The organism is Intrasporangium sp. (genome assembly GCF_030452765.1).
Classification (GTDB): Bacteria; Actinomycetota; Actinomycetes; order Actinomycetales; family Dermatophilaceae; genus Intrasporangium_A.
On sequence record NZ_JAKDLO010000089.1, the window covers coordinates 1 to 18,117 of the forward strand.

The following is an 18,117-nucleotide window of genomic DNA, read 5'->3' on the forward strand; positions in this document are numbered from 1 at the left end:
TGCAGCAATCCGGTTCGACAGTGCAGCAATCCCAATCGACAGTGCAGCAATCCGGTTCGACAGTGCAGCAATCCCAATCGACAGTGCAGCAATCCGGATCGAGCGTGCACTCGGCCGGTCCGCCAACGCGGCAGCCGGTTGTGCTGGGCGCGGCGCCGCCCGTCCTCACCGACGGCGTGGGCCCGACGCCCGAGGACCCGGTGCGTCTCGAGGCGGACCTGCAGCCGGATCTGTCCCGTGGTCTCTGGCTCGTCAAGTGGTTCGCGGCGATCCCGCACCTGCCCATCCTGGCGGTCCTGTGGGTCGCGTTCGGGGTGCTGACCGTCCTCGCGTGGTTCGCGATCCTGTTCACCGGCCGCTACCCACGCGGCATCTTCGAGTTCAACGTCGGCGTGCTGCGGTGGTCGTGGCGCGTGTCGTACTACGCGTTCGACGGAGGTCTGGGCACCGACGCGTACCCTCCCTTCAGCCTCGACCCTCAGCCAGGGGACCGAGCTCGGCTCGAGGTCGCCTACCCTGAGCACCTCTCGCGAGGGCTGATCTTCGTCAAATGGCTGCTCCTGCTGCCGCACTGGGTCTTCCTGGCGATCGTCGTCGGCACGTCGACGTCCTGGACCCGCGTCGTCGAGCAGACGCAGACGACGACCGAGTTCCACTGGCCTGGTGCCCTGGGCCTGCTCGTCCTCGTCGCGGCCGTCGTCCTCCTCTTCACCGGTAGCTACCCGAGGGCCATCTTCGACCTCGTCATCGGCCTCAATCGATGGAGCTTCCGGGTCATCGCCTACGGCGCCCTGATGACCGACGTCTACCCGCCGTTCCGTCTCGACCAGGGCGGCCACGCACCGGCCACCACACTCCAACCGCGACCGATCTGATTCTGATCCTGACAGCGGTCCGTTGCAGGACCGACGACCTGGAGGTACCGACCATGACCGTTCTCATCGTCCACGAGTCGATGTTCGGCAACACGCAGGCCATCGCCGAGGCGATCGCCGAAGGCATGACGAAGGAGTTGCCGTGCGGTGACGACCCAGCCGGCGGACCTGTCGTGCGAGTAGTCCCGGTCACGGCAGCGCCGACCGAGATCCCCGATGACGTGAGCCTGCTGCTCGTGGGCGCTCCCACGCATGCCTTCTCGATGTCGCGCGAGCGCACCAGGCAGGATGCCGTACGCCAGGGTGCCGCCGGCGAAGCAGCGATCGGTGTCCGTGAGTGGATCGATCGCGTGGTACCGCGCAGCGAACTGCCCGTCGTGACCTTCGACACGCGGGTCCACGTGCGCCTGCTCCCGGGATCGGCTGCCAAGACGTCGGCGAACGCCCTGCGGCACAGGGGCTTCCACCGTGCCGAACGAGGCGAGTCGTTCTGGGTAGGGGGAGTAGCAGGGCCACTGTCCCACGACGAGGTGGTTCGCGCCCGTGCGTGGGGTGTGGCTCTGGCCGGACAGCACCTGAGTCCGGCGCCGGCGAGTTGAACTGACGAGCCGGCCGGAGCACCCGGAGTGAAGCAGCCCGCTCCGGGTGCCGAGCCGGGCGACGGCAGCCCCGGCCGTCACCCCTTGACGCCACCCTCGCTGGCTCCTCGAACGAAGTATCGCTGGAGGGCGAAGAAGAGGATCGCGACCGGGATCGTCGTGAGCAGTGCCGTGCCGAGCTTGAGTGGGTACTGCGTGCCCGCGCCGAGCTGTCCGCTCGTCATGCTCGCCAGACCAGTGACGAGGGTCATGTGGTCCGGTGTGCCGCGGGTCACGACGAGGAAGTGTGAGAACTCGTTCCACGAGCCCTGGAAGGACAGGATGGTCAGGGTGATCAGGGCAGGGCGGGCCATGGGCAGCACGATCGACCAGAAGGTCCGGAAGATGCTCGCGCCATCCATCCGCGCTGCCTCCTCGATCGAGATCGGCACCGAGTCGAAGAACTGCTTCATGATGAACACCCCTGCGGCATCGACGATGAGCGGGAGGATCATCGCGGTGTACGTGTCGTAGATCCCGAGGTAGTTGACCATGAGGAACTTCGGGATGAGCAGGGCCACACCCGGCACGCTCATCACGGCCAGTACTGATGCGAAGACCATGCCGCGGCCACGGAAGTGCAGCCGGGACAGGGCATAGCCGGCGAGTGAGTCGAGGAAGACCCGGGCGATGGTCACCACGACGGTGATGACGACCGAGTTCTTCAGCCACGTGACGATCGGCACGGCCGTGTCTCCGGTCTGCCCGAAGATCTGCTGCCAGGCGTGCAGGTCGAACGGGTTCGGGATCAGGGAGAGCGGGTTGCTCGCCGCGTCGGGGTCCGTCTTGAAGCTCGTCGCGATCTGGATGAAGAACGGGTAGATGAACAGGACGGCGAATGCGAGCAGCAGGACGTACAGGATGATCGTCTTGACGGGGTTCCGGCGCTGGATCACTTGTTGCCTCCGATCCCGAGGAACGGCTTGCGTTCGTCCTTGTCGGTCAGCACCCACCGTTGCAGGCGGGTCAGGATGACGATGATGACGAAGACGACGAAGGCCATCGCGGAGCCCGAGCCGAACTGGAAGTTCCCGAAGCTCTGCTGGTACGAGAGGTAGGCCGGTGTGAGGGTCGTGCCGGCGGGGCTGCCCTTGCCCATGACGTAGATCTGGTCGAAGACCTGCCAGGTGCCGATGAGGCCGAGTGTGATGACGAGGAAGAGCGCCGGCTTGATCATGGGGATCGTCACGTAGCGCAGCTTCTGCCAGCCGCTCGTGCCGTCGAGCGCGGCCGCCTCGTCGACCTCGACAGGGAGGTCCTGCAGGGCTGCGATGAACATCAGCATGAAGGTGCCGGAGGTCGTCCACACGACGAGGATGATGATGACGCAGAGTGCGACCGACGGCCCCGCCAGCCAGTCCCACAGGCTCCGGCCCAGGATCTCGGTCTGGGCCCAGCCGGGGTTGTCCACACCGAAGGCGCCGAAGATCAGGTGGAGCAGGCCGCGGCTGTCGCTGAACCAGCTCGGGCCGTCGATGTGGAAGAACTTGAGGAAGGCGTTGACCGCGCCGGTGTTGGAGAACAGGAAGAGGAAGACCGTCGCGATGGCGATCGAGCTCGTCACCGAGGGGAAGTAGAACGCGGTCCGGAAGAAGCCCTTGGCCTTGAGCATCTTGTTGTTGACGAGCAGAGCCAGCCCGAGGGCAAGCGCCGTCTGGAGCGGGACGACGAGCAGCACGTAGTAGAACGTGTTGCCGATCGACTGCATGAAGGTGGAGCGGGTCAGGCTGTCCTTGGCGAACAGGTCCGTGTAGTTCTCGACGCCGACGAAGGGCACCGCGCTGCTGAACGGGTTCGTGTTCCCCTGCCAGCTCGTCAGGCTCACCCAGAAGGCCATGACGACGGGGATGGCCAGGAACAACCCCAGGATGACGATCATCGGGGTGACGAAGATCCAGCCGGCAGTCCCTTCATTACCCCGTATGCCGCTGGGCTTGCGGCCCCAGCGTCGGACCTTGGGGTCGTGGTCGGTGCGCGCCATGGCACCCCTCCTTGTACGTGGCGAGTGGCAGCAGTAGTGGAGGGGCGGGTGACGTCCGGGAACAGGCGCTCTGGACCGGACGCCACCCGCCGGTGTCGAGGTGGGGTCAGCCGTTGTCCGCGATGGCGGCGGTCCCGTTCTTCTGCAGGTCCGCGAGCATCTTCTTCGGGTCGGCGCCCTTGCCGAGCTGCGCGAGCTCCGAGTTGAACTTCGCCATGACCTGGTCGAAGCCGGGCAGGTTGACCGGGCCCTGCCCGTACTCCCCGCCCGCGACGAAGGCTGCGTCGTCGGGGTACTTCGCGGCGAACTGCTTCGCGCCCTCCTCGGTGGAGGGCATCACGCCGAAGGCCGCGGCGAACTTCATCTGCTGGTCGACGCTGATGAGGAACTTGACGAGGTCCACCGACTGCGCGTGGTTGGCGGACTTGGCGGCGATACCCCAGCAGTTGCTGAAGAGCAGCGTCCCCTTGCCACCCGGCCCGGCCGGCAGCTCGTAGGTCTTGTACTTGATGTTCGGGAAGTCCTTCATGCCGCCAGCGATCCAGTTGCCCTCGATCGTCATGGCAGCGATGCCCTTGCCGAATGCCTCGCCGCCCCAGCCGGTCGCCGGAGAGGTGTCGGTGTTGAACTTGAGGACGCCGGCCTTCATGAGCTTCTGGACCTCCTGGAGGCCCACGAGCGGCGGTCCGCTGGTGGCGGTCATCTTCGTCCCGTCGTCGGAGACGATCCAGCCGCCGGCCTGTTTCATGAACGCGCCGCTCCGGTTGATGTCGTTGCCGATGACGAGGCCGGTGACCTTGCCCTTCGTCAGCTTCTTGGCGACGGCCTCGAGCTGGTCCCAGGTCTTCGGTATGTCGGCATCCGTCAGGTCGGCGGCCTTCCACATGTCGGTGTTGACCTCCAGCGCGAGGGTCGAGTAGTCCTTCGGTGCGCAGTAGAACGTTCCCTTGTACGTGAAGGCCTTGACGAGCGACGGCAGGAAGCCGGCGTCCGTGACCTGGTCGCCGTAGGCGTACAGGTCTCCTGCCTTGGCGTAGGTGCCGATCTTGGACGCGTCCGTGTAGAAGAGGTCAGGGGGACTGGTCGAGGCGAACGCCTGGCCGAGTTGCTGCCCGAGGTCGGCAGCGGCGATGACCTCGACCGTGTTGCCGGTCTTGGTCGCCCAGGCTTGGCCAGCCTCCTTGACCGCGTTCGTCTCGGCGTCACCCGAACTGCCGATCATCACGGTCAGCTTGACCGGGCCGGTCTTGGTGTTCTGGGCCGGTGCGTTGCCGTTGCTGAACCCACCTCCACCGCACGCACTCAGGACGAGCGCGCCGGCGGCGGCAAGAGCGAACGCGGTGACCCCGCGCAGGTGTGGTGCTCTCATGTCGTGCCTCTCTCGGTTGTCGTGCGGTCATCCGCAGGGGTCGAGCTGGCCCGGACGACCAGCTCTGGGGGCAGGAGGATTCCGGCCGGTGAGTCCGCCTCGGTCGTGGTGCCGGTGCCGAGCATCCGCAGCACGTGGTCGGCGACCGCGGCCAGGGGCTGCCGCAGCGTGGTCAGGCCGATCGCCGCGGCGAGGTCGGTGTCGTCGAAGCCGACCAGGCCGAAGTCGGTGCCGAGGCGCAGGCCACGCTGCAGGAGGACCTGCCACGCGCCGAGGGCCAAGCCGTCGGAGGCGCAGACGAGTGCGCCTCCGGGACCGATGGTGTCGATGAGGGCGGCCGCACTGGGCGCAGCACGTTCGAGCTGCTGGGGGGAGCTGCCCGCCCAATCGGCGTTGGCCAGACCGAGGTCCGCGGTCGTGCGTGCCCAGCCCAGTCGTCGGTCCTCGCCGACCGGTGAGTCCCCCGGCCAGCCCAGCCAGCCGATCCTCTCGTAGCCCTGCTCGGCCAGGTGGCGGACCGCGGCGGAGACGCCGGCCGCGCCGTCGACGTCGACCCACGTCGTGATCGACGGGTCGTCCCAGATACGTCCGAAGGCGGCATACGGAACGGCATGGTCCCGCAGCCACGCGGGTCTGGGGTCGCCGTGCCGGGTGTCGGTGAGCACGAACCCGTCGGCGATGCGGCTGGCGACGAGGTCCTCGTAGGCCGGGACCGGGTCGTTCTCGTGGTGCGCTGTGAAGGGGACGATGTGGGCGTCGTGTCGGCGGGACCGGGTCGTCAGCTCGACCAGAAAGGTGTCGAGGATGGTGCCGAACCGGCCGAACGTCTCGGAGTTCAGCTCGATCCCCCAGGCACCGGCGCGCTCCTGCTTGAGGGTCTTGGCTGCCCGGCTGGGACGGAACCCGAGCCGGTCGATCTCGCGCTGCACTCGGCCGAGCGTCGTGGGTGCGACCTTCTCCGGGGCGTTGACGACGTTGCTGACGGTCTGGCGGGAGACGTCGGCGGCCCGTGCCACGTCGTTGATCGTGACGCGTCTCCTGGCCTCCCGCTTCGTCACCCTTGACTCTTCCGCTCGGCAGTGGAACGTTCAAACCAACGATTTGAACGTTCAAATCGATACTGGGATCGTGTTGCTCGACGCGGAGCGTGTCAAGGCCCTCGCCGAAAAAGTTGCAGAATTGCCGAACGACTGACTGACCACCGGGGAGAGGAGGGCAGGGGAGATGCACGACACGGCCGAGTCCAGCGCAGGGCAGCCATGGCTGCACCGACTCGCGATCTGCACCGACGGCAACGGAACCGCTCTCAGCGGGATGGACGGCACCATGGCGGGGCGCGGGGCCGAGGGCTTCTTCGTCGATGACGAGCGGGTCGTCTCGAGGCTCGCGGTCACGCTCGGCGGCGAGATGGCCACCGAGGTGTCCACTGCCAGCCGTGGGCCACGCAGCGAGTTCTTCGGGTCGGCACGGGGCCTCGGGGACGACGGCCCCGACCCCACGGTCGAGCTGCACCGCAGCCGGGAGCTGACCGGCGGGCGGCTCGTCGAACGGGTCCGTGTGATCTCGCGGTCTGCCCAAGCCGTCAGCACCTCCATCGAGATCACGGTGGGGGGTGATGGCCTGGACATCGCCGAGGTCAAGTCCGGTGCCACCGGTGGGCCGATCCTCGACCCCGAGGTCACGGACGCCGATTGCGCACGGTGGCAGAGCGATCGGCTGGCGACGACGACGACCTTCCAGCCCGCACCCGCGACCCTGACCTCGAAGGACGACGGGGTGCACGCGATCTTCCCCGTAACCCTCGAACCCGGGATCCCGGTGGACGTCACGGTGGATGTCACGACACGGCGGATAAGCTCGGGTGAGTTTCCCGCAGACCCGGGCTCGAGGCGGGTCGACTGGCCCGAGCGTGTCGCCGTCGAAGCGGCAGATCCTCGCTTGGCCCGGTTGCTCAGGACCTCCCTGGTGGATCTGCGAAGCCTGCTCCTCGTCGATCCGGCGGATCCCCATGACGTATTCGCTGCGGCGGGAACGCCCTGGTACCTCACGCTCTTCGGGCGCGACTCGATCTGGACGGCGCGGATGTCGCTGCCGCTGGGGCTGCAGCTCGCGACAGGCACCCTGCGTGCCCTCGCGAGGCGGCAGGGCACCCGTGTCGACCCGAGCACGGCGGAGGAACCGGGCAAGATCCCTCACGAACTGCGCAGAGCGGCATACCGGGACCGCGTCCTGGGGTTCACCCTGCCGCCCGTCTACTACGGCACCGTGGACGCGACGGCTCTGTGGATCTGTCTCCTGCACGACGCGTGGCGCTGGGGGATGCCCGAGCGGGAGGTCAGTGCGCTCCTGCCGAACCTCCGCTCCGCCGTGCGGTGGCTCACGGAGGTGGCGGCATCGGATGACGATGGGCTGCTCAAGTACGTCGATGACAGCGGCCACGGGCTCGTCAACCAGGGCTGGAAGGACTCGGGGGACTCGATGCGGTTCCGGGACGGGACGCTCGCGCATGCGCCGATAGCACTCGTCGAGGCCCAGGCCTACGCTGTCGAGGCAGCCCGCGGAGCCACCCGCATCCTCAGTGCCATGGGAGGCGACGACGACGCCGGACTCGTGGACTCGCTTGCCCAGTGGGGTGACTCCCTGGCGGAGCGCATCCGGGACCGATTCTGGGTCACGACGGGTGCCCTGCCCTACCTCGCCATGGCCGTCGATGGTGGTGGCCGGCTCGTCGACGGGGTGGCGTCCAACATGGGCCACGTGCTGGGCACCGGCGCGCTCACGCCGGAGGAGGCGGCCCGGGTCATCGAGACCCTGATGGCCCCGATCATGTTGGGGCCCTATGGGATCGCGACGCTGGCCGCGGACAACGGCGGGTTCAACCCGATCGGCTACCACACCGGCTCCGTCTGGGTCCATGACACGGCGATCTGCGCCCTGGGCATGGCGCGTGAGGGGCACCTCGACGAGGCCGCGACCGTTGCGTCACGACTGCTCGACGCGGGTGCGGCCTTCGACTACCGGTTCCCCGAGCTCTTCTCGGCCACCGGGGCGCTCGGCGAGCCCGCCCCGTATCCCGCCTCCTGTCGGCCGCAGGCGTGGGCGACGGCGTCCGCAGTTGCCATTCTGACCGTCCTGCTCGGCCTGGAGGTCGATGTCCCCGGCCGGACCGTGACGGTGCGTCCTGCCCCGTCGGCGCCGTTCGGCCCGCTCCGGGTCGGCGGTCTCAGGATCGGGGAGGCGATCCTGACGATCAGCGTCGACGCGTCCGGCCAGGTCGAGGTCGATGGCCTGCCCGACGGCTTCACGCTCGACACCTGAGCGTCGACGGGCGGCTTCCGGTCAACCCTGCGCGTGGCGCGACTGCTCGAAGGCCGCCCAGATCTGTCATGGGCCTACAGTTGGCCGGAGAACAATCCCGGAGGCATGCCATGGTGACCGTCCGCTACATCGTCGACGACGTCGACGCTGCGATCGCGTTCTACTGCCTGCACCTCGGGTTCCGTGAGCTGATGCACCCGGCCCCGGCCTTCGCGATGCTCGCCCGGGGCGATCTTCGGCTCGTCCTCAGCGCGCCCGGAGGCGGCGCGGGCGGTGGCCAGGCGATGCCCGACGGCACGCTGCCGAGCCCGGGGGGTTGGAACCGCTTCTCGGTGCAGGTCGAGGACCTCGCCGCGACGGTCGAGCGGCTCCGTGGCGCCGGCATCCGGTTCCGCAACGAGATCGTCGAGGGCGTCGGCGGACGCCAGATCCTCGTCGAGGACCCGTCCGGCAACCTCGTCGAGCTGTTCGAGCCGACTCTGCCCGAGGCGCGCGCCGACTGGGCCGGCTGACCGGCCGCGCCCGGCGGGTCAGCCCTTCTGCTTGGCCAGACTCAGCCACGTGTCGACGACGGTGTCCGGGTTGAGCGAGATCGTCTCGATGCCCTGCTCCATGAGCCACGCCGCGAGGTCCGGGTGGTCGCTCGGACCCTGACCGCAGATCCCGACGTACTTCCCCTGCGCCCTGCACGCTTTGATCGCCAGGCTCAGCATGAACTTCACGGCGTCGTTGCGCTCGTCGAATCCGGCCGCGACGAGGCTCGAGTCGCGGTCCATGCCGAGCGTCAGCTGGGTCATGTCGTTCGAGCCGATCGAGTATCCGTCGAAGTGCTCGAGGAACTGGTCGGCGATGACGGCGTTCGAGGGCAGCTCGCACATCATCACGACCTGTAGGCCGTTCTGGCCACGCACGAGACCGTTCTGGCCGAGCAGGTCGATGACGGCCTTGGCCTCGGTGACGGTCCGCACGAACGGGATCATGATCTTGACGTTGGTCAGGCCCATCTCGTCGCGGACGAACTTCAGCGCCTCGCACTCCATCGCGAAGCACTCGGCGAAGCCCTCCGATACATACCTCGACGCGCCCCGGTAGCCGAGCATCGGGTTCTCCTCGTGCGGCTCGTACCCTTCGCCACCAAGCAGGTTCGCGTACTCGTTCGACTTGAAGTCGGACATCCGCACGATGACCGGCTCGGGTGCGAAGGCTGCCGCCAGCATCGAGACGCCTTCCGCGACCCGCTTGACGAAGTAGTCACGCGGGCTGTCGTATGCCGCTGTCGCCGCGGTGATCTGCTCGCGAAGGTGCCCCTCCAGGTTGTCGAGGTCGAGCAGGGCCTTGGGGTGGATGCCGATCTGGTGGTTGATGATGAACTCGAGCCGGGCCAGGCCGACGCCGGAGTTGGGCAGCCGGCTGAAGGCGAACGCCTGCTCGGGGGTGCCGACGTTCATCATGATCTTGACCGGGATCTCGGGCATCGACTCGAGCGTCGTCGACTCGACGGTGAAGTCGAGCAGGCCCTCGTAGACGTTGCCGGTGTCGCCCTCGGCACAGGAGACGGTCACCTCGGTGCCGTCGGCGAGGCTGCGCGTCGCCGAGCCGGTGCCGACCACGGCGGGGATGCCGAGCTCGCGGGCGATGATCGCCGCGTGGCAGGTGCGCCCACCGCGGTTCGTCACGATCGCGGCGGCCCGCTTCATGATCGGCTCCCAGTCGGGATCGGTCATGTCGGCGACGAGGACCTCGCCGCGATGGAAGTCGCGCATCTGCTCGACCGAGGTGAGCACCCGCACCGGACCGGCCCCGATCTTCTGACCGATGGCTCGGCCCTCGACGAGCACCGTGCCCCGCTCGCCCAGCCGGTAGCGCTTCAGCTCGCTGCCGGACTGGCGCGACTGCACCGTCTCGGGGCGGGCCTGCAGGATGTAGATGCCGCCGTCGACACCGTCCTTGCCCCACTCGATGTCCATCGGGCGCCCGTAGTGCTCCTCGATGGCGAGCGCGTGCCGGGCGAGCTCGGTCACGTCGTCGTCGGTGAGGCTGAGCCGGTTGCGCAGCTCCTCGGGCACGTCGACGAACTCGGTCGTGCGGCCGACGGCCCGGTCCTGCGTGTAGACCATCTGTGTCGCCTTGCTGCCGAGCCCGCGCTTGAGGATCGCCGGACGCCCGGCGCGCAGCGCCGGCTTGTAGACGTAGAACTCGTCGGGGTTGACGGCGCCCTGCACGACCGCCTCGCCGAGCCCGTACGACGCCGTGATGAAGACCGCGTCGGGGAAGCCCGACTCGGTGTCCATCGTGAACATCACACCGGACGCGCCGACGTCGGAGCGGACCATCCGCTGCACCCCGGCCGAGAGCGCCACGGTCTCGTGCTCGAAGCCGTGATGCACGCGATAGGCGATCGCCCGGTCGTTGTAGAGCGACGCGAAGACCTCACGGATGGCGGTCAGCACCGCATCGATCCCGCGGATGTTGAGGAAGGTCTCCTGCTGGCCGGCGAAGGAGGCGTCGGGCAGGTCCTCGGCCGTCGCGCTCGAACGGACCGCGACCGACACCGACTCGTCCCCGCCGGTGAGCTGCGCGTACGCGGCCCGGATGTCGGCCTCGAGCTCCTCGGGGAACGGCTGGGCGACGACGGCCTCGCGAATCTCCCGGCCGACCCTGGCGAGCTGTTCGACGTCGTCGGTGTCGAGGCCTCGCAGCCGGCCCGCGATCGAGTCGGCCAGCCCCGTGTCACCGATGAACTGGCGATAGGCATCAGAGGTCGTCGCGAACCCGTCGGGGACATGGACTCCGGCGGTCGCGAGGTTGCTGACCATCTCGCCGAGGGAGGCGTTCTTGCCGCCGACGAGGTGGACGTCGCCCATCCCCAGCCCGGCGAACGGTAGGACGTTGCGGCTCATTGTCTGCTCCTGTGGTGGATGGTCTGCATGATGATGGTGGCGATCTCCTCGACCGACTTGTTCGCGGAGCTGGTCGAGGGCACGTGGTGGGCGCGCATGAGGGCCTCGGCGAGGCGGAGCTCGTGGGCGCACTGCTCAGGGGACGCGTACCGGGAGTTCGGGCGCCGCTGCTGTCGCACCTGCGAGAGCCGCTCGGCGGTCGTGACGACACCGAAGCACCGGCGCCGGTAGGCGCGCACCGGCACCGGCAGGTCGGTGCTGTCGAAGTCGTCCTCGACGAGCGGGTAGTTCGCGACGAAGAGCCCGTGCTGCAGGGCGAGGTACATGCTCGTCGGGGTCTTGCCGCAGCGGGAGGGGCCGAGCAGGATGACGTCCGCCTTGTCGAGCGCCCGCAGGCTCTGCCCGTCGTCGTGCTCGATGGCGTACTCGATCGCCGACATCCGGTGGTTGTAGCGCTTGACGTCGCCAAGGCCGTGCAGCCGGGCCGCGACGTGCATCGCCTCTCGACCCAGCACCGACTCGACCTGCGGGAGGTGCCTGTCGAAGAAGTCGATGAGCGGGCACGTCGTGCGCCGCAGCACGTCGCGCAGCTCGATCGAGGCCAGCGTCGAGAAGGCGAGCGGCGTGACCGGCCCCTCGGCTGCCGCATCGAGCACCCCGACGACCCGCCGGGCCTCCTCGAGGGTCGAGACGAAGGGAAAGAGCTTCCGCTCGAAGTGCACGTCCGGGAACTGGATCAGCAGCGCGTTGCCGAGCGTCTCGGCGCTGATGCCCGTGCTGTCGGAGATGAAGAAGACCGGCACGACTGCTTGCCCGGCGTGTCTGCGCAGGTGGGGTGGTCGTTCCTGGGTGCGGTTCGGTTCGACTTCGGTCATCAGTCCCTCACGACGTCGTTGGACGGTGGCCCCGGTGCTCAGGGTACTGACGTCCGGGGTCACGGCAACACCGCGCACCTCCTCAGATCGAGAGTGCACTTCTCCGCATCGAGAGTGCACCCCTCCGCATCGAGAGTGCACTTCTCCGCATCGAGAGTGCACTTGTCGGGATCGAGAGTGCACTTCTCCGCATCGAGAGTGCACTTCTCCGCATCGAGAGTGCACTTGTCGGGATCGAGAGTGCACTTCTCCGCATCGAGAGTGCACTTGTTCCTCGTCGCCCGGAGGAACGTCTGGCGCTTGGAGCGCTCCTGGTCGCTGGTGGATCCCGGACAAATGTCATGGCGTGCGGGCAGGGCTGCCACCTACCGTGTAGTTGATGAATGAGTTTCCTGAAGGTGGCGCAGGACCCACACACGGCGCCCGGCCCACGATGCCACCCGCGACGGATGTCCCCGAAGACCGGACCGGGGCAAGCGCGCCCCGAAAGCGCCGGGTGTCGAACCGACGGTCATGGTCGAACCGACGGTCATGGTGGTTCATCGGTGCCGGTGCGCTGCTGCTCCTCGCCGCGTCCGGAACGCTCGGTGGCTGGGGCTCCGGCGGTCCGTTCATGAGCTCGGTGGATCAGCAGCAGACCTACCGTGCCGACCTCACAGGACTCAGCTTCAGAGGTGCGTCGGGCGACCTGCGCGTGGTCAGCGGCGCTGCACCCGGGACCATGGAGGTGACCAGGCACGTCCGGTGGGGGATGATGCACAGCCAGCCGAAGGCCGACGAGAAGGTCAACGGCAGGACGCTCGAGATCGACTCGCAGTGCAGCGGCTTCCTGTCGCCGTGCTCGGTCGACTACCAGGTGACTGTCCCGGAGGGTGCCTCGGTGACGGTTGACGTCGACTCCGGCGACGTCGCGCTCACCGGGACTCTCGGCGCGGTGCAGACGAAGACCGGCTCCGGTGACATCGACGCGAGCGGCCTGACGGCCACCAATACCGTGCTGCGGACGGGTAGCGGCGACCTCGACCTGTCCTTTGCCGTCGCTCCGGGGGCGGTCGACCTCGAGACCGGGTCGGGCGGGGTCACCATGGCAGTGCCGACGGGCGACGCCTACCGGGTCGACGTGTCAACCGGGTCAGGTGACGAGGACGTCAACCTCGACACGTCACAGTCCAGCAGCCGCACGATCCAAGTCCGGACAGGCTCCGGCGACGTGACGCTCGAGTATCGCTGACGTGCTCGGCCTCGTCGAGGACGACCTCCCGACTCAGGCCGTGCCCGAGTCGGCGAAGACGCGGTGGAAGAGGTCTCCGGCGTAGCTGGTGGACTCGGGTTCTGCCGGGACCAGCCGGAAGGAGCGTCGTCCGTCGGGGTCGCGCTGTGCCCCCAGGAAGAGGTGGTCCGGCGCGCCGAGTCGGGCGAGCCCGTGCGAGAGGGTGTAGAGGTGGGTGACATAGCAGACCCGGATCCCGGCGGCGACCAGAGAGTCCACGATGTCGCGTGCGATCTGTGAGCCCTCCCGCTCGTTGGTGCTGGCGAAGGACTCGTCGAGCAGGACCATCGCCCCGGGCCGCAGCCGGTTCACCAGATCGGACATGCGGACCAGCTCGTCGTCGAACTTGCCGTGCTCCAGCGTCGAGTCCTCCTCACGCCGGTAGTGGGTGAACACCCCCGCCGAGGGGCTGGCTCGGAAGCTGTCGGCGGTCACGAACAGTCCGGCGTCGAGCATGAGCTGGGCCAGCCCGAGAGCACGTAGGAGTGTCTGCGTCGAGGTCGCTGCCGACGGGAGGCCGCCCGGTGCGCAGGCCCAGGCCTGCGTCCACGAGACCACGGCAGGTCAGGGCCCGCGACGCACGCGGTTCGACGGTGGGGCGACAGGTCGGCACGCCACTGCGATCGAGGGCTTGGTGCAGGTGGACGCAACCGAGGTAGAAGCCGACCTCGAAGGTCAGCCTGCGGAAGAAGTCGAGGACGTGCTCGCTCGACTGTGCGGCGGCGTCCGCGACGGTGTTGATGCCGTGGTCCTGGATCCGCTCCATGGTGCGCCCGCCGTTCTCGTCGCGGGGCGGCAGGTGGTAGGTGTACCCGTGGTGGTTCGGCCGTATGTCGCCGAGCCTGGTCCACCACGGCGTCGAGGCTGCCTCGCGCAGGGCGTAGTCGACGCCGGTGCAGCCGGGGCCGAGACGCGCGGTCAGCACCACTCCGCCGGTGAACTCCAGCTGGTGGATGTAGCCGCGCACCTGGGCCAGATAGGCCTCGTCGAGCTCGCGACCGATGGTGTCGAGCAGGGTGGTCAGGCCAGGCGAGTGGAACTGCTCGCGGTACTGGGCCGCGAACGCGTGCAGGCGGGCCAGATAGTCGACCTGGTCGCGCAGGATGGCGACGGAGGAGCGCAGGATGGCTCCCGGATGGTTGGTCGGGATCCACGCGTGCACGCGACGCTTGGCGTCGATCGCTGTGCCGGCCAGCGCGTACACCTCGCGGATCGCGTCCGGCTGGGCCAGGCAGTCATCGAGCACCTCCTGCCGGTAGACCACCTGTTCCGGGGTCAGCGGGTCGGCCAGCAGGACCCGGACCGCGACGTCACGCAGGTAGGGGTCGTCGGCGGCCATCGCGTCCAGGATCGGCGTGAGCCCCCGGTCGCGCACCAGATCGACGCTCTGCGTCGACGGCTCCAGCGGGTTGAGGCCCTCGTCCGAGAAGAGCAGTCGTGGCTTCATCGGGCCAGCCTCCGGTCCAGGTCCTCTGCGGTCAGGTGGTGTTGCCGGGCCAGGGCTCGGGCGTAGGCCAACCCGTCCGCCGGCCGACGCTCGATCCGGAAGGTGCGGCGGGTCGGGTCGTCGCGGTCGACCCCGGCGACCATGCTGACCGTCGTGGGTGAGAGCCGGGACAGCTCGTCGAGGAAGGTCACACACGCAGCTCGGGCCCCGGACCGATCGAGCCGGGTCAGCAGGTCGCGCCCGAGCGTCAGCGCGTCGTCCGGTGAGGTCGAGGAGTAGACCTCGTTCAGCAGTACCAGACTCGCCGGTGTGATCTGCTCCAGCAGGGCATGTGCGCGGACCAGGTCGTCGTGCAGGTGCCCCCGCAGGTCCTCGATGTTCTCGCCCCGCTCGAAGATCGTGACGACCTGGTCGACGAGGGGCACCCGGACACGGCGGGCCGGCACGGGCGCTCCGGTCGCGCGAGCAGGTGCAGCTGTCCGAGCATCCGGGCGAACGTCGTCTTGCCGCCCTGGTTGGGCCCGGTGATCACCACCAGCCGCTCGTCGTCGGCGAGCCGGCAGTCGCCCGGCACGACCATGTCGGTCGACCCGCCGAGGACCATGACGATGTCGAAGCCGTCCTTGACCGACAGCTCGCGGTCGACTGCGATCTCGGGCAGCGACCAGGTCACCCCGGGGCTGGCCGTCGCGGCCATGACGTCGAGGTAGGCCAGGTAGAACTGCAGCTCGCGTTCCACCCGGTCCAGCGCCGGGGGGACGAGCGGCTGGTGCCGGGAGCAGAACACGCCGAGGGAGGCGAACACATCCGGGTTGAGCCGGGCAACGAACGAGGCGATCGCGGCCTCGACGTGGTCCATGGCCCCGGGGTCGCGGATCTGCTGCAGGTAGGACTTCGGCGCCTCCTGCCGGAACCGGTCGAAGGTGGCGAGCACGCGCGAGGCCAGCTCGGGTTCGTCGGGGTCGACGGGCCGCACCTGCACCCAGTCTCCGTGCACGCGCACGCGGTAGCGGATCTCGTCGAACTGTTCGATCAGCTCGTTGGCCTCGGCGCTCAGGGCGTGGAACCCGGGCGAGGCGACGTACCCGTCGACCCACGACGCGAGTCCGCGCAAGGCGGTCGAGCCGAGCGACGCAACCCCCAGCGTGCCGGCCAGCGCGCGGACCGTGGTGACGTAGTCGCGCGCGACCTGCAGGAACCAGCGGCGCTGCTCCGACCGGTAGTACAGCTTGGCCGCCATGGCGAGGATCCGCCGGACGTGCTGCAGTCCGACCGAGAACTCGGTCAGGCCCTCCCGGACGGCCGTGGTCTGCAGGTCCGTGAAGATCTCGTGCCGGTAGGCGACATCAGGCGCCGACACGAGGGTGGTGAGCCAGTCGTCGAGTTGGTACTCGGCGCGGCCCGCGGTCAGGCGGTCCACGAGCCGGTCGACGAGCAGGTCCCGACGGGCTTCTGGGTCGAGCGGTCGGCCCGCGGTCCGACCCGGGGCAACAGTGAGCAGGCTGGGCGGCTCGGTCGTGCGGACCGTGCCGGGTGTGGTGATCGTTGACATGCCGGTCTCCTTCCGCGCTCTCGCGCTTCAGGGACCGTCAGCGGCCTGTGCCGCGAGTCTCGGCGAGCCCCATCGCCTTACCTCCAGTGTAGCGCCGAGGTCGTGATCAGGGCAGCGACCATCCAGGCCGCGGCATAGCCGAACGCGAGCATGGGGAGACGAGCGTCCACAGCACGCCGGCGACCAGGGTCGCGCCGAGGTCACCGACGGACTGGGTCAGGCCGAGCACGCCAAAAGCGTTGGGTCGCAAGTCTGCCGGCAGGCCGAGGGCGACGGTGGCCGACTCGGCGGTCTCGGCAAGCCCGATCCCGATCCCGGCCAGCAGGAACCCGGCGATGGCCCCGTGTGCCGTGCCGGTGGAGGCGAACAGCAGGTAGGCCACCACGTAGGCGAGGGCACCCGCCGCGAAGGCCGGTCGTGGGCCGAGGCGGTCGATGAGCGAGCCGCCCAGCAGGGCCGACCCGGACGCCGCGACGTTGTGAGCGGCATACATCAGGATCGCCGCGCTCGTCGCGCCGCTCACCGTCCAGCCGGCGGAGTGGCGCAGGATGTCGGTGGCGCGCAGGATCAGCAGCGTCGTGGCCAGGTTGCCCATCTCGAAGCAGGCGACGGGCGTCAGGAGCCGGACGATCCCCGCCCTGCGCAACGCCGTCAGGTTGAGCCTCAGGGTGCGCCGGTGCTGAGCCGGGCCGAGCGTCCGGCGGGCCTGCCGGGCGGCGACGGTGATCGCGGCGGCCGCCAGCACGCTCGGGATGATCGATAGAAGGATGGCGTGGCGGATCCCGATGATGCCGATCAGTCCCGCTGCGAGCAGCGGCCCGAGGACGGCGCCGAGGTTGTCCCCGGCCCGCTCCACGCCGAAGGCCCGTCCGTAGGTCGTGGTCGGGGCGAGGTCGGTCAGCAACAGGTCGCGGGCCGGGGAGCGCAGCCCCCGGGAGACCCAGGCCAGGCCGCGCAGGACCGCCACCTGCCAGACCGCGGTCGCCAGGCCGATGGCCGCAGTGGCCACGGCCGTACCGAGGTAGCCCCCGCCGGCCAGCCGTCCCCGCCTGGAGGGCTCGGCGGCCAGCGGCCCGCCGGCCAGCTTGCTCAGCCCGGTCAGCGCGTCGGCGACCCCGTCGATCACTCCCAGCGTGGCCGGCCCCGCGTAAAGGGTCGAGGTGACGAAGGTGGGCAGCAGCGAGGTGACCATCTCGTGACCGGTGTCCGAGAACATCGAGGCCCCGCCGACGCTGAGGATCCCCGGGCTGAGCCGCCAGCGCTCGTCCGCGGGATCCGTTGCCGGCGTGGGCGGTTCGTCGAGCCCCATGTCAATGGTTGTTCGTGCTCGTCACGGCCAGGGTCCCCGTCCCGTCCTGCCCGAGCAGGCACCAGCTCGCCGGGTCGAGGGCGGCGTCGGCGAGGTCCGGGTCGAGGTCGCCGAGGATCGCGTGCAGCACCGCGTCATGGGTGACCAGGACGAGCGGCGCGTCGGTGACCAGCTCCTCGAGCAGGCCCCGGACCCGGGCGGTCACGCTCGCGATCGGCTCCACCCCCGGGGCAGCGTCGATGGACCCCCACCGGCTGACGACCTCATCGCGTGGGTGACCGGCCCACTGACCGTAGTCCCGGTCGAGCAGACGCTCGTCGACCGCGAATGGCAGCCGCGTCCGCTCGCCGATCGCCTGGGCGGTCTGGACGGTGCGCCGCAACGGGCTGGCGAGGATGCGGTGCGGTTTGCCGTCGGCGAGCAACGGGTCAGCCGTTCCGCGAGCCGGGCCACGTCCGCCAGCCCGACCTCGTCCAGCGGCGGGTCGAGCAGACCGCGCAGTCGCCCGGCAGCGTTGAGCAGAGTGCGCCCGTGACGCACGAGGATGAGCACGGGAGGTGTCCCGCCCGGGTGGGGACGGGTG

At 69.1% G+C, this 18,117-nt stretch carries 17 protein-coding genes and 1 pseudogene; 5 read left to right on the plus strand and 13 right to left on the minus strand.

Translation table 11 applies throughout. The annotated features are described in order from the left end of the window. Window positions 1–140: 140 nt before the first annotated feature. Entirely contained in the window at window positions 141–875 is a 735-nt protein-coding gene (locus tag L0H79_RS12355) for a DUF4389 domain-containing protein (RefSeq protein WP_301484916.1), read from the plus strand. 53 nt (window positions 876–928) lie between these two features. Continuing rightward, window positions 929–1,474: a flavodoxin/nitric oxide synthase gene (locus tag L0H79_RS12360; protein ID WP_301484917.1), complete on the plus strand. Its 546-nt coding sequence runs from the start codon at window positions 929–931 to the stop codon at window positions 1,472–1,474. A 77-nt stretch (window positions 1,475–1,551) separates the two neighbouring features. Here the strand turns inward: L0H79_RS12360 and L0H79_RS12365 are convergent, their stop codons facing one another. From L0H79_RS12365 to L0H79_RS12380, 4 genes are all read right to left on the minus strand, one after another. Further along, a complete protein-coding gene (locus tag L0H79_RS12365) occupies window positions 1,552–2,406 on the minus strand; it encodes a carbohydrate ABC transporter permease (RefSeq protein ID WP_301484933.1) in 855 nt (284 codons plus the stop codon). Next, entirely contained in the window at window positions 2,406–3,494 is a 1,089-nt protein-coding gene (locus L0H79_RS12370; protein WP_301484918.1) for a carbohydrate ABC transporter permease, read from the minus strand. Before L0H79_RS12370 ends, L0H79_RS12365 begins: the two co-directional genes overlap by 1 nt. A gap of 106 nt (window positions 3,495–3,600) precedes the next feature. After that, entirely contained in the window at window positions 3,601–4,863 is a 1,263-nt protein-coding gene (locus tag L0H79_RS12375; protein WP_301484919.1) for an extracellular solute-binding protein, read from the minus strand. After that, the gene (locus L0H79_RS12380) at window positions 4,860–5,921 is read right to left on the minus strand and encodes a LacI family DNA-binding transcriptional regulator (RefSeq protein WP_301484920.1); all 1,062 of its coding nucleotides are present in this window, start codon (window positions 5,919–5,921) and stop codon (window positions 4,860–4,862) included. Before L0H79_RS12380 ends, L0H79_RS12375 begins: the two co-directional genes overlap by 4 nt. 166 nt (window positions 5,922–6,087) lie before the next feature. On the opposite strand from L0H79_RS12380, the gene L0H79_RS12385 reads away from it, so the two are divergent. Beyond that, on the plus strand, window positions 6,088–8,181 hold the full coding sequence (locus L0H79_RS12385; protein ID WP_301484921.1) for a glycogen debranching N-terminal domain-containing protein: 2,094 nt from the start codon (window positions 6,088–6,090) through the stop codon (window positions 8,179–8,181). A gap of 110 nt (window positions 8,182–8,291) precedes the next feature. Continuing rightward, complete coding sequence (locus tag L0H79_RS12390) at window positions 8,292–8,693, plus strand: VOC family protein (protein WP_301484922.1); 402 nt, start codon at window positions 8,292–8,294, stop codon at window positions 8,691–8,693. Between the two features lie 18 nt (window positions 8,694–8,711). On the opposite strand, the gene ppsA is transcribed toward L0H79_RS12390, so the two are convergent. From ppsA to L0H79_RS12405, 3 genes are read right to left on the minus strand one after another with little or no spacing between them, the layout of a single operon-like run. Beyond that, window positions 8,712–11,081: a phosphoenolpyruvate synthase gene (gene ppsA, locus L0H79_RS12395; protein WP_301484923.1), complete on the minus strand. Its 2,370-nt coding sequence runs from the start codon at window positions 11,079–11,081 to the stop codon at window positions 8,712–8,714. Beyond that, on the minus strand, window positions 11,078–11,956 hold the full coding sequence (locus L0H79_RS12400; RefSeq protein WP_301484924.1) for a pyruvate, water dikinase regulatory protein: 879 nt from the start codon (window positions 11,954–11,956) through the stop codon (window positions 11,078–11,080). The genes ppsA and L0H79_RS12400 overlap by 4 nt, the downstream gene beginning before the upstream one ends. Window positions 11,957–12,015: 59 nt before the next feature. Beyond that, window positions 12,016–12,321, minus strand: a complete 306-nt coding sequence (locus tag L0H79_RS12405) for a hypothetical protein (protein ID WP_301484925.1) — start codon at window positions 12,319–12,321, stop codon at window positions 12,016–12,018. 248 nt (window positions 12,322–12,569) lie between these two features. Between L0H79_RS12405 and L0H79_RS12410 the strand changes: the two genes are divergently transcribed. Beyond that, window positions 12,570–13,187 carry a DUF4097 family beta strand repeat-containing protein gene (locus L0H79_RS12410; RefSeq protein WP_301484926.1) on the plus strand — a complete coding sequence of 206 codons (618 nt, stop codon included), beginning with the start codon at window positions 12,570–12,572 and terminating at the stop codon, window positions 13,185–13,187. Between the two features lie 33 nt (window positions 13,188–13,220). Here the strand turns inward: L0H79_RS12410 and L0H79_RS12415 are convergent, their stop codons facing one another. The 6 genes and pseudogenes from L0H79_RS12415 to L0H79_RS22235 all read right to left on the minus strand — a co-directional run. After that, a complete protein-coding gene (locus L0H79_RS12415) occupies window positions 13,221–13,661 on the minus strand; it encodes a hypothetical protein (RefSeq protein WP_301484928.1) in 441 nt (146 codons plus the stop codon). Beyond that, complete coding sequence (locus L0H79_RS12420) at window positions 13,600–14,673, minus strand: hypothetical protein (protein WP_301484929.1); 1,074 nt, start codon at window positions 14,671–14,673, stop codon at window positions 13,600–13,602. The genes L0H79_RS12415 and L0H79_RS12420 overlap by 62 nt, the downstream gene beginning before the upstream one ends. A 286-nt stretch (window positions 14,674–14,959) precedes the next feature. Next, window positions 14,960–16,225, minus strand: a complete 1,266-nt coding sequence (locus L0H79_RS12425) for a hypothetical protein (protein ID WP_301484930.1) — start codon at window positions 16,223–16,225, stop codon at window positions 14,960–14,962. A gap of 106 nt (window positions 16,226–16,331) precedes the next feature. Further along, window positions 16,332–17,534, minus strand: coding sequence for an MFS transporter (locus tag L0H79_RS12430; RefSeq protein WP_301484931.1), 1,203 nt, complete (start codon window positions 17,532–17,534; stop codon window positions 16,332–16,334). Window position 17,535: 1 nt separating this feature from the next. Then, window positions 17,536–17,958 (minus strand): histidine phosphatase family protein, encoded by a 423-nt coding sequence (locus L0H79_RS12435; RefSeq protein WP_301484932.1) that lies wholly within the window; start codon window positions 17,956–17,958, stop codon window positions 17,536–17,538. 20 nt (window positions 17,959–17,978) lie between these two features. Beyond that, window positions 17,979–18,086, minus strand: a pseudogene (locus L0H79_RS22235) (histidine phosphatase family protein); the annotation flags it as partial. Between the last annotated feature and the right edge of the window lie 31 nt (window positions 18,087–18,117).